We start from the raw sequence: 11,903 nt of genomic DNA, 5'->3' as shown, positions 1-11,903 counted from the left end.
CCCTAGCCCCCCTGCTCCCCTAGCCCCCCGGAGAATAGTAGCTAAACTTACGCCGCAGAGTACTAGGTTAATGCACTTCAGATTTGAACTCGCGAAGATCGTATTTCTATACTTAGGTAATAAGTTTTTTGGATAAGATAACTCTGTAAAACCTTAGCTCTAGAGAAGAAGTTTTATCTCTGAAATAGCCGGATCAAGAATTTTTCGACCGTGTTGAGGAAATTGAACGGCGAGGCAAATCTTACTGCCTGATCCAAAGATACGAGTAACTTCTCCAATCCCATAGGTTTTATGAACGATACGGTTACTCACTTGCCATTTGCCTTTGTCTGACTCAATAGGCTTTTCCTTGTCAGGTAAAGCCGGAGGCGAGGGAGTTGATTTTGTAGTCTCTGGCTTAGCTTCAATCACTTCCAGAGATATAGTTATGACTTCTTTGAATACTGCCTTAAATGCTTCCTCGACGTTCCTAATGCGACCTTGAGCCATTTTGAAAAGTGGCTTGGACTCAATGCCAATTCGGGCGTGAGATCCATCAAAGGAGAGCAAATGTCCTTGTTGCTGCATCAGTGCGCGAGTGCCAAGAGGGCTTATCTCAGAAATAATAGAGTCCCAGATTTCCTCTAAATCGGCTTTGTTATCTACATTTTTGTCGGCAGAGTCAACGTCTAAGCTTTCTTCAATTATCTCAAACGATACAGTTATTGTCCCTTCAAATATTGTCTCAAATGCTTCTTCAACATCTATGATGTGGCCCTGAGCCATTTTTAAAAGGGGCTTGGAATCAATGCCAATCCGAGCATGAGATCCATCAAAGAAAGCTAAATGTCCTTGTTGCTGCATCAACGCCCTAGTGCCAAGGGATTCTATTTGAGGAATGACAGACTTCCAAACTTCCTCCAAATTATCAAATGTTTTGTTTCTCTTTGAAGAAGAAGCTCGAACATATTCTAGAGATTCTTGGGGTCTAATACCAGTGACACCCCAAACAAGTTGACCTAAAGGAGAAGGGTCTTGTCTGCGGAAGTCAACCCAGGTACGGTTTCCTAAGAAGAGTGGTACTTTGGGTTCTAATGGTGCATCAGAAAGTAATACTGGAATAACGGGACACTTGGGTTTGTTCGAGAAAACTCTTAGAAAAGCTTTGATTTCTTGGTTTTGCCAAGGACCAATCCCAGAATTACCAACAAAAACTGCTGCGGCTCCAATGCTCCCAATTTGTTCTTCTAGGATATCTTGCCAGTCTAGTCCGGGTTGCAGTTCCCACTCGTCGAGCCAAGGCCTAAGGTTGTGTTGCCGAAGTTGCTGGGCAATCTGTATGACGGCGGATTTATCTTCGCTATTATGGCAAAGAAAAACATCAAACTTTTGCTCTGTCATGGAGTGCTTGCCCAAGTCTATCGTTGGCTCTGGCCTGTCCAAAGTTTAGCCTGGATTGATTGAGTGGTCATTTGTGCCTGTGCAGTAAACCCCCGAGTTCTTCAAGAACTCGGGGGTTTTGGGGGTGGATAAGTGGCTATTTACAGCGTGGCCAGTACGTCACGGGCAGCGGCGATCGTTGCCTCGATATCCGCATCGGTGTGGGCTAACGAGGTAAAGCCCGCCTCGTACTGCGACGGAGCTAGGTACACGCCACGCTCCAGCATGCCCCGGTGGAAGCGGCTAAACTTCTCCAGGTCAGACCCCTTGGCATCTTCAAAGTTGCTGATCGGGCCGGGGTTAAAGAACATGCCAAACATAGCGCTGATGTGGCCGCCGCAGACCTCGTGGCCTGTATCCCGAGCCGCCTGTAGTAGCCCATCAGTTAGTTTAGCTGTCAGCCGCTCCAGTTCGTCATAGGTGCCGGGCCGCTGGAGTAGTTCTAGAGTTTTGATGCCCGCCGTCATCGCCAGGGGGTTGCCCGATAGAGTGCCGGCCTGGTACACCGGGCCAGCGGGGGCGACCATTTCCATGATGTCGCGGCGGCCACCGTAGGCCCCTACGGGTAGCCCGCCGCCAATCACCTTACCCAGGGTAGTCAGGTCGGGAGTAACGTTGAACTTGGCCTGGGCACCACCGTATGCAATGCGGAAGCCGGTCATCACTTCGTCGAACACCAGCAGGGCGTCGTGTTCGCGGGTAATTTCTCGCAGCCCTTCTAAAAAGCCGCCATCGGGGGTGATAAACCCGGCGTTACCCACTACGGGTTCTAGAATCACCCCGGCAATTTCGTCGGGATTTTGGGCAAAGAGAGCCTTGACCGCTTCGAGGTCGTTGTAGGGGGCGGTAAGGGTGTCGCTGGTAGCCGATTTGGGCACCCCTGGCGAGTCGGGCAGCCCCAGGGTAGCGACGCCAGAACCAGCCTGCACCAAGAACATGTCGGCGTGGCCGTGGTAGCAGCCCGAGAACTTGATAATTTTGTTGCGCCCGGTGTAGGCGCGCATCAGCCGCAGCACGGCCATACAGGCTTCGGTGCCAGAGTTGACAAAGCGCACCATCTCAATGCTGGGCACGGCCTGGATTACCATTTCGGCCAGCACGTTTTCGAGGTAGCAGGGGGCACCGAAGCTGGTGCCTTTTTCGAGCGCTGCCGATAGAGCTGCCAGCACTTCAGGGTGGGCATGGCCGCAAATAGCAGGTCCCCAGGTACCCACATAGTCAATGTACTGGTTGCCGTCTACATCCCAAATGTAGGCACCTTTAACTCGATCAAACACAATGGGCTGCCCGCCCACCGACTTAAAGGCTCGTACCGGAGAACTGACGCCACCCGGCATGAGGTTTTGGGCAGCGGTAAAAATTTCTTGTGATTTTGCTGTTTTAAATGGGGCTGTACTGACCAAGGCGCGTTCCTCTCAGAGTCCAGAATCATTCGGTGGCCTAAGCCTAGGCCATCTGAATGTTAGCTCTGATCATTATCCTACTGATTGGATAAGGCGGAGTTGTTGATGTTAAGGAATGTAGCGTTAGCGGCGCAGATGGTGCAGGCGGCCATTCTTGATCTGCACTACGGGGTGGTTAGAGATCCGCACCAGGTGCTCGTCGTGGGTAGTAACAATGACGGTAATGCCGATGGAGTTGAGTTTTTTGAGAATTTTGATCACCTGGAGGGAGTTGTCGGCATCCAGGTTGCCAGTGGGCTCGTCAGCGAGCAGCAGGGGCGGTGTGTTGACCACAGCGCGGGCAATGCTGACCCGCTGCTGTTCGCCCCCAGACAGCTCATCGGGGAAGCACTGGGCCTTACCCTGTAGCCCCACCATTTTGAGGGTGGGCCAGAGGCGGCGGTGAATTTCTTTGCGGGTGAAGCCTTGAGCCCACAGCACAAAGGCGACGTTCTCGGCTACGGTGCGCTTGGGAATGAGCTTGTAGTCTTGGAACACGACGCCGATGCGGCGACGCATCATGGCCAAGCGATCGCCGCGCAGGGTAGCGATGGGCTCATCGCCAACCAAAATGCGGCCATTAGTAGGGCGCTCGTAGCCATAGAGCAGCTTGAGTAGGGTTGATTTACCAGAGCCCGAGGGGCCGGTAACAAAGAGAAAATCGCCGGGGTTAACCGCCAAGTTTACGCCGGTTAGGGCTTTGCTGCCGTTGGTGTAGATTTTTTCTACGTTGGTCAGCGAGACGATGGGCTGAACATCGGGGTCGCTTGGAGCCTCTTCAAGCATGGGAGACGGGGATGGGTCGGCGGCGGAGCGAGCGGGTACTACAAGTTTGAAGCGGTCTTGCAGCCTAGCTCTGACATCCTCAGGAAGGCCGGAGAGTTTGGTGTCGTCGGTGGGGCGATGGAGCACAGAGGTCATGGAACGTCCTAACTGAGGTGGGTCGGGCTGGCTCGGGACTGAGCCTAGCTGAAACGTATGAACTGCGCAGCCAGCGCCAGGGACAGGGCTGACATGGCTTTTGGGTGGCCATTGTACCGGAAAGACTGGGTCCGGCAAAAGGCATATTTGTTTTTTCAATAATCGTTATGTTTTGTTACCAAGGATGCAGCACCTTTGTCACGAGGCTGTTTAAAGAACGACGGAGTAGGTCCTGATCAACTACGGCTCTAGAAGAGTACCGCAGCGTTTGCAAAATTGGGCATCGTCGTCGTGAGGGGTAAGGCCGCAGCCGGGGCAGGGCAGGTGCTGGGGCTGCCTCACTTTGCCCAACTGCCTAATCAAGCTGCTGACCTGGGTGGGAATGAGCGCAATGCCGGTCAAAATCATCATGACCGTTAGCCCTCGACCAGCTTCGGAGATAGGGGTGACATCGCCATAGCCAACCGTGGTCATGGTGACGACAGCAAAATAGAGCGCATCTAAAAACGTGCCAAAGTCTTCTGAATTGCTGGGATTTTCGACCTGAAAAATAAGGCCGGAGTAGATGAAAATAATCGTGCCCATGGTCAACAAAATACGAATCAAAATCAGACTGTCGGCACTGGTCACCCGGCCAAACCACAGTCGATTGTTGAAAATGTGCACCAGACGCAAGATGCGTAGCGATCTAAAAAAGCGCAGAAAACGAATATCAAAAATGCCGATCCAGGAGGGCAGGATGGCGATGAAATCGATCAGTCCGTACAGACTGAAAGCGTAATGCCAGGGGCGATGGGCTACCCAAAGTCGCAGGCCGTATTCGAGGGTAAAAGCCAGCACAATCACCCAATCGAGGCGATTTAACCAGTTGTCGAGGGTGGGCGGAATGGGGTAGGTTTTGAGGACAAAAATGACGGCAGATAGAAAAATTAGCAGCACGATCGCACCGTTAATCAGACGACCCGCCAGGGTGTCGGTGGTGTTCAATTCGCTGCGCAGGCGATCGCGTAGCGCGGGTTTTTGATCATCGCGCCGGGTGTTCTGTTGCTCGTCTAGGATCTCTTCCATAGTTTCAATGCGGTGTTAATGCCCACCCCCAGGATGGTTCTGTGCTCTGCTCTGGGCTAAGATAGCCGAGCAGACTGATTTTTATCTGGCTGCGTTTTTATGGCAATCATGGTTTTATCTCAGGCTAGTCCGGTAGTGGATTTGGCCTTTAGGTCTGCGCAGGTTTAGGTTAGCGTTGCCCCCTGCCCAGGCGGCTACTGTCCAAATTGTCATTGCCGGTACCTTTTGACTGAGCTGAAGGTTAGATTTATTATCACTGCGGCACGTTGAGTACCTATGGCGATCGCCCCCATTATCACCACCCTCCACGATTTTTCTCCCAGTGCGCCCGATCGCTGGTCCCCCCTGCCAACCCAGCGCCCGTTGCTGCTGGTGGGCCACGGCAGCAGGGATACGGAGGGACGCGATCGCGTGCTCGAATTTGCCGCTGCCTACCAGGCGCTCGACACCTCTCGCCCGGTTATTCCCTGCTTTCTAGAGCTGAGCGAGCCCACCATTCAAGATGGCGTAGACCTGTGCGTGGAGAAGGGATACACCGACATCTCGGTGCTGCCGATTTTGCTGTTTGCGGCCCGTCACAATAAGTTTGACGTCACCAATGAACTTGATCGTGCCCGCCAGCGCCATCCCCAGGTCACTTTTCACTATGGTCGCCACTTTGGCATTACCCCAGCGATTATTCAGCTCTGGCAAGAGCGCTTGGCCGAGCTAGATACACCTCGCTTTAACCCCGATGGCATTGGCCGCGAAGACACGGTGCTGCTGTTTGTGGGCCGGGGGGCCAGCGACCCCGACGCCAACGGCGATGTGTACAAGCTGGCCCGAATTGTGTGGGAGGGCAGCCGCTACAAAACCGTCGAGATTTGCTTTATTGGCATTACTCACCCCCGGCTAGAGGAAGGCTTTCGCCGCGCCCGCCTGTACAGCCCCAAGCGCATCATTGTGCTGCCTTACTTTCTCTTTACCGGGGTGCTGGTGAAGAAGATTGTAGACATTACCCAACAAGAGCAGGCGGCGCACCCCGATCAGCTAGTGACCTATTTGCCGGAGATGGGCAGTCACCCGCAGCTGATGCAGATTTTGCGCGATCGCGAGCTAGAAACGCACCTGGGCCAGGTGGCGATGAACTGCGAAATGTGCAAGTTTCGTCTGGCTGCCGGGGGCGGGCAGCACGGCCACGATCACAACCATGGGCACGGTCATGCTCATGATCAAGGTCATGCCCACGACCACGGGCACGGTCATGACCACGGACATCACCACGGCGAACCGGTCGATCTATTTCCAGAACCCGACGACTACCACCAGCGGGCGTGGCAAGTTCCCTAGGCTCGGGTTCCTTGGTCTTGAGGGCTGGGAATGATAGAAACAGCGCCTGGGCAACGGCCTGGGTCAGTTTTTAGCGAAACCCGGGGGGGCAGCCATGTTCAAATCTGTTGGTCGGCACGTGTGTGCTTTTGATTTGGAATGGGTGCCTGATCCAGCCTCGGGGCGGCGGGTGTACGGCCTGCCTCAAACGATGCCCGATGCAGAGGTTTTTGAAGTGATGTGGGCCAGGGCCGGGGCCACGGCAGACAAACCCCGTCCGCACCTCAAAACAGCGCTGTGTCGAGTGGTCGCTGTTACCGCCGTAATCCGAGAACAGCAGCCCGACGGCAGCATTCGCCTGCGCTTGACCACCCTGCCAAGACAAATCGATCAGCTGATGGAGGAAGGCGAGCTAATTTCCACCTTTCTAGGCTACCTAGGCCAGCACCATCCTCAGCTGGTAGGGTTTAATTCGCAAACCACCGACCTGCCGATTTTGCTGCAGCGCGGTCTAGTGTCAGGCATTGCGGCAGTTGAGTTTTGCCGCCGCGCCGAAAAAGGCTGGAGTAACGATTACTTTAGCCGTCACGGCGATGCCCACATCGATCTAAAACAAATCCTAAGTGGCTGGGGCATTGCTACCCCCACCCTGCACGAACTGGCGGCAGCGATGGGCATTCCAGGCCAGGTGGGGCCAGAGCCTCACGATGTGGTGGACTGGTGGGTAGAGGGGAATTTGCGAGCGATCGTGGTGCAGAGCCAGTACGACGCGCTGAGCACTTACCTCCTGTGGCTGCGGGCCGGGCGATTTGGCGGGTTCTTTAGCCCAGAGCAATATGTTGAGGAAGAGGAGCGGGTGCGGGGGCTGCTGGTAGACAGACTAGCCCAGGGCGATCGCCACTTCACCCCGTACATACATCGCTGGGATAGCTTCCAGATGCCCCCTGCGGATGCCGTCGTTATTCCCCTCGCTGCACCCTCTGAAGTGTCAGACCGGGCAGCCTAACTGGGGCGATCGCCTGTGCCCGGTTGCTGCTGTCTCAGAGCGCGGTTAGATACCTACGTCACACGCCCCCGTAGCCCGATCGATCGACCTAGTGATAGATGATCTGTAAAGCTGCGGGGGCACGGAAACTTACTCTTCTTCAGTCGATGCCTCGGTAGCTGGATCGGCAATGGCCTCGACAATGGCTTCAACGTCCGCTTCGGTAGCGTCCTCAGCCTCATCGAGCCCTTCGACTTGCAGGGCGGGGGGCACGACGGCTACCGCCGCGATCGCATCTTCCCCATCCAGCCGCTGTAGCTTCACGCCAGTGGCGGGCCGCGACTGAATCGAGATATCCCCCACTCGCTGGCGAATGATGATCCCCCGGTTGGTCACCAGCATCAGCTCGTCGCCATCGCCCACCACCAGCAGCGCCGCCAGGGCATCGTCGCTCTTGCGGAACTTGATCGACATCAAACCCATGCCCGCCCGGTTTTGTAGACGAAACTTAGCTACGGGCACCCGCTTACCCAGTCCCGAGGCCGTAATCACCAGCACCCAGGGACCATCTTCGGTGCCGCTAGACACGCTCTCGTCATCGTCGTCATCGCTAGCGCTAGCGTTGGCCTGCACTACCGCTTCAACGACCTGACTGGGCAGAATATCCATGCTGATCAGCTCGTCGCCGTTGCGTAGCGACATGGCCCGCACGCCGCGAGTGGGCCGCCCCAGGGGCCGCAGCTGGTCATCGTCGGCCTTGAAGTGAATGGTCATGCCCCGGCGTGAACCGATCAAAATGCTGTCGGTGTTGCGGGCCAGACGCACCCACTTGAGCTGGTCGCCCTCTTCGAGGGAAATGGCGATTAGGCCGTTGGTGCGAATGTTGCTGAAGGCCGACAGGGCGGTTTTCTTCACGAAGCCGCCCTGGGTCAGCATGACCAGGTAGTCTTCGTCGGTAAACTCGCGCACCGCCAGCACCGAGGTAATTGCTTCTTCTTTGGGGATGGGCAGCATTTGTACAATCGGCATACCCCGCGAGGCTCGCGAGCCCTCGGCGATCTGGTAGGCGCGTAGGGCATAGGTGACGCCGCGATCGCTAAAGAACAGCAGGTAGTCGTGGGTATAGCAGGTAATGAAGTGCTGCACGCCATCGTCTTCCTTCATTTTGGCCCCGGCTTTGCCTCGGGTAGCGCGGCTCTGGGCCTCAAATGTGGCCACCGGCATGCGCTTGATATAGCCCTGGTCGGTGACCAAAATCACCACCTGCTCGTTGGCAATCAGGGAGATGTCGGTGAGTTCCGCATCGTCCATTTCGATCACGGTGCGGCGGGGGCTGTCGTGTTTGGCTTTGAGCTCACCCAGCTCGGTGGTGATGATGTCGAGAATGCGTTCGCGCCGGGCCAGAATATCTTGCAGGTCAGCGATTTGCGCGACGAGCTCGTCGTGCTCTCGCTGAATTTTATCGGCCTCTAGGGCGGTGAGGCGGCGCAGCTGCATTTGCAGAATGGCATCGGCCTGAAGTTCCGAGAGGCTGTAGGTATCCATCAGCTCCTGCTTGGCGGCGGGGGTGTCGGCCGCGCCGCGAATCAGGGCGATGATGGCATCCAAATTTGCCAGGGCAATTAGGTAGCCCTGGAGCAGGTGGTCTTTTTCTTCGGCCCGGCGCAGCTCATAGCGGGTGCGGCGGACGATAGTCTCTTCGCGAAATTCTACAAACACCTCCAGCATGCGCTTGAGGCCGAGCAGCTGGGGTTCGCCGTTGACCAGGGCCAGCATGTTGACGCCAAAGTTGTTTTGCAGCGGCGTCTGCTTGTAGAGGTTGTTGAGCACCACGCGGGGGTAGGCGTCTCGCTTGAGCTCAATGACGATGCGCATGCCGTCGCGATCGCTCTCGTCGCGAATATCAGAGATGCCCTCTAGGCGGCGCTCGTTCACCATTTCGGCGATCCGCTCGATCATGCCCGCTTTGTTGGTCTGGTAGGGCAGCTCGGTGATGATGATAGCTTCGCGATCGGGGCGGCCCCGGTGCTCAATGGTCTCCATACTGGCCACGCCGCGCATGGTGACCGAGCCGCGCCCAGTCATATAGGCGTCACGAATGCCGCTGCGGCCCAAAATCTGCCCGCCTGTAGGAAAGTCGGGGCCGGGGATGATCTCCATTAGTTCGGCGGTGGAGATCTCGGGGTTGTTGATCAGCGCGATTACGCCGTCGATCAGCTCGCCGGGGTTGTGAGGCGGGATGTTGGTGGCCATACCCACGGCAATGCCGGAGGAGCCATTGAGCAACAGCTGGGGCAGCCGCGAGGGCATTACCACGGGCTCTTGTTGAGAACCGTCGAAGTTATCGGCAAAGTCGACGGTTTCAGACTCAATGTCTTGCAGCAGTGAGTCGCTAGTTAGCGACTGTAGGCGACACTCGGTGTATCGCATCGCCGCCGGGGGGTCGTTGTCGATTGATCCGAAGTTGCCGTGGCCATTAATTAGCGGCACGCGCATGGAGAAGTCTTGGGCCATCCGCACCAGGGCGTCGTATACCGCCGTGTCGCCGTGGGGGTGGTACTTACCCAGCACCTCCCCGACCACGCGGGCGCACTTACGAAAGGGGCGATCGGCGGCCAACCCTAGCTCGTGCATGGCGTAGAGAATGCGGCGGTGCACAGGCTTAAGCCCATCCCTGGCGTCTGGCAGTGCCCGACCTACAATCACGCTCATGGCGTATTCCAGGTAAGAGCTTTGCATTTCGGCGCGCAGATCGGTCGGGACGATGCGCTCTTCTGGGGTTGCCATAGGCGGAAAAACTCCGAATTTGCGAACAACAAAGCGCTAGTCAGACCCTCGCACCGAGCGGTGCTGAATAGCGCTTGATCAGTTGTATTTTTGGGGATTCATACAGGTTATATTTTAGCACGAAATCCCTGGGTCAAATCAGAGGTTGCTATGGTAGAAGGATGGGTTCTAGACCCCTGATTCAGCAATGCTTTGCGGCCCCCATTGATCTCCCTGATGGGGCCTTCATTCTGATAGTTTGTCTCCCGAGAGTTTGCCGTGCACCACGCCTTTACCATGGCTGATTTTGCCATTATCTATTCGCCAGATTTTTTAAGCCATGACACCGGCCATTTTCATCCTGAAAATGCGGGCCGATTGAAAGCTGTTGTGGCAGCTTTAGAGCAGACAACTTGGGCCAATCATCTCGACTGGCGATCGCCGACTCCAGTAAACCAGCGCAATGTCGACACCCTAATTGCGCAGATCCATAACCCTCGCTACATTACCGCCCTACGTGAGTTGGCCCACAGCGGCGGCGGCCAAATCGACGGCGATACCGTGGTGTCAACCGACAGCTATGCGGTGGCGCGGCTGGCGGTCAGCGCCTGGCTGGATGGCGTCGACTACGTGCGCTCAACGGGGCATTCGGCCTTTGTGCTGGCCCGCCCGCCGGGGCACCATGCGGTGCGCGATCGCGGTATGGGCTTTTGTTTGTTTTGTAATGCGGCGATCGCGGCCTACTACGCTCTTGAACAGCCTGGCATTGCCCGCGTCGCCATTCTCGATTGGGATGTGCACCACGGCAATGGCACTCAGGCCCTGGTTGAACAGAATGCGGCGATCGCCTACTGCTCACTGCATCAGCTGCCCGCCTACCCCGGTACCGGGCACAGCAGCGAAACGGGTTTTCACGGCAATGTGTTAAACCTGCCCATGCCCCCCGGCAGTGCCAGCGGCGATTATGAAGACCAGTTTGAGCAGAAGGTAATTCCGTTTCTCAAAGCGTTTGCCCCTGACCTGCTGATCGTCAGCGCCGGGTACGACGCCAACGCCGCCGACCCCCTGGCCAATATCAACCTGCATCCCCAGGACTACGGCGCTTTCACTCAGCAATGCCTAGGCGTCACCGACAAAATTCTCTTTGGTCTTGAAGGCGGCTACGACTACGAGGCGCTCAGCCAGTCGGTGCTAGCCACCATCGCAGCAAGGCTGGGGGGATAGCCGCCTCCCTGGGTACAATGCGCCCATAGGCCCTTCAACGGCAGGGCAAGAACTGAAGATGACCGTAATGATCGAAGGCCCCTACCGGGGCAAACACCTGCGGGGACGCACCGTAGCTCAGCGCTATGCCGAGGGCGAGCGCAACTTTCGCGGCGCGATTTTGCGGGGAGCCAACCTGCAAGGTCAAACGCTATCGCAGGCGGACTTTAGCGGATCAGATCTGCGCGGCGCTAACTTTGAGTGGGCGGTTTTGCAGAGAGCCTACTTCGACCAGACCAGGGGCGGTTTGCAGCGGCGCTGGTGGCTGGCCAAGGTTCTAGGCGCGATCGCCCTGGCGGCGGGGGTGGGTTTTGTCCCGCCGCTGTTGGCCGTGCCCCCAGCGGCGGCGGCGGTGGCTGACGGCGACCCACGCTCGGCGGTGGGCATGGCGCTGGTGGTGTTATTTGTGGCCATTCCCGTGGTGCTGCTGGCCAGGGATTCCCTGCTGGGCGGTCTGGTGCGTCTGACCGGCCAGCAGCCCGCCGAAAACCTAGTCATGGCCGCGATGCTGTGCTTGCCCTTTACCGCCATGGGCCTGCTCATGCCGCTGTCGGCCAGTGGAGGGGCGGCCTCGCCTACGGCGGCTTTGGCACAATTAGAGTCCATGGAAATCGCTATTTTGGCGCTGCTGCTTGTGGCCCCCCTCGGCTTTGCCGTAGCCGATGGCGAGACCCGCCAGGCCGAATGGGGCGATCTGCTGGGCGTAGCGGCGGTGGCGCTGGGGGGAGTGG

At 56.9% G+C, this 11,903-nt stretch carries 9 protein-coding genes; 4 read left to right on the top strand and 5 right to left on the bottom strand.

What is annotated here, in order from left to right:
- Positions 1-159: 159 nt before the first annotated feature.
- The 4 genes from IQ273_RS33945 to IQ273_RS23240 form a co-directional block, all read right to left on the bottom strand.
- The gene (locus IQ273_RS33945) at positions 160-1,380 is read right to left on the bottom strand and encodes a toll/interleukin-1 receptor domain-containing protein (RefSeq protein WP_228053661.1); all 1,221 of its coding nucleotides are present in this window, start codon (positions 1,378-1,380) and stop codon (positions 160-162) included.
- A gap of 140 nt (positions 1,381-1,520) precedes the next feature.
- Positions 1,521-2,822 (bottom strand): glutamate-1-semialdehyde 2,1-aminomutase, encoded by a 1,302-nt coding sequence (gene hemL, locus IQ273_RS23250; protein ID WP_194025536.1) that lies wholly within the window; start codon positions 2,820-2,822, stop codon positions 1,521-1,523.
- A 123-nt stretch (positions 2,823-2,945) separates the two neighbouring features.
- Positions 2,946-3,782, bottom strand: a complete 837-nt coding sequence (ftsE, locus tag IQ273_RS23245) for a cell division ATP-binding protein FtsE (RefSeq protein WP_194025535.1) — start codon at positions 3,780-3,782, stop codon at positions 2,946-2,948.
- A gap of 240 nt (positions 3,783-4,022) precedes the next feature.
- On the bottom strand, positions 4,023-4,850 hold the full coding sequence (locus IQ273_RS23240; RefSeq protein WP_194025534.1) for an ion transporter: 828 nt from the start codon (positions 4,848-4,850) through the stop codon (positions 4,023-4,025).
- 276 nt (positions 4,851-5,126) lie between these two features.
- Here IQ273_RS23240 and IQ273_RS23235 point away from each other — a divergent pair, with 276 nt between their 5' ends.
- Positions 5,127-6,179 carry a sirohydrochlorin chelatase gene (locus IQ273_RS23235; protein WP_194025533.1) on the top strand — a complete coding sequence of 351 codons (1,053 nt, stop codon included), beginning with the start codon at positions 5,127-5,129 and terminating at the stop codon, positions 6,177-6,179.
- A gap of 94 nt (positions 6,180-6,273) precedes the next feature.
- Positions 6,274-7,164: a hypothetical protein gene (locus IQ273_RS23230; RefSeq protein ID WP_194025532.1), complete on the top strand. Its 891-nt coding sequence runs from the start codon at positions 6,274-6,276 to the stop codon at positions 7,162-7,164.
- Positions 7,165-7,293: 129 nt separating this feature from the next.
- Here IQ273_RS23230 and gyrA read toward each other — a convergent pair whose 3' ends face one another.
- Positions 7,294-9,930, bottom strand: a complete 2,637-nt coding sequence (gene gyrA, locus IQ273_RS23225; protein ID WP_194025531.1) for a DNA gyrase subunit A — start codon at positions 9,928-9,930, stop codon at positions 7,294-7,296.
- 276 nt (positions 9,931-10,206) lie between these two features.
- Between gyrA and IQ273_RS23220 the strand changes: the two genes are divergently transcribed.
- Together IQ273_RS23220 and IQ273_RS23215 are read left to right on the top strand one after the other, a co-directional pair.
- Positions 10,207-11,133: a histone deacetylase gene (locus IQ273_RS23220; protein ID WP_194025537.1), complete on the top strand. Its 927-nt coding sequence runs from the start codon at positions 10,207-10,209 to the stop codon at positions 11,131-11,133.
- A 58-nt stretch (positions 11,134-11,191) separates the two neighbouring features.
- Positions 11,192-11,903: pentapeptide repeat-containing protein (locus IQ273_RS23215; RefSeq protein WP_194025530.1), on the top strand; the 712-nt coding region annotated here is incomplete at its 3' end.

This window comes from Nodosilinea sp. LEGE 07298 (assembly GCF_015207265.1).
GTDB lineage: Bacteria > Cyanobacteriota > Cyanobacteriia > Phormidesmidales > Phormidesmidaceae > Nodosilinea.
Note: the sequence above shows the minus strand (reverse complement) of the source record. Positions and strands in the feature narration are given on the sequence as shown.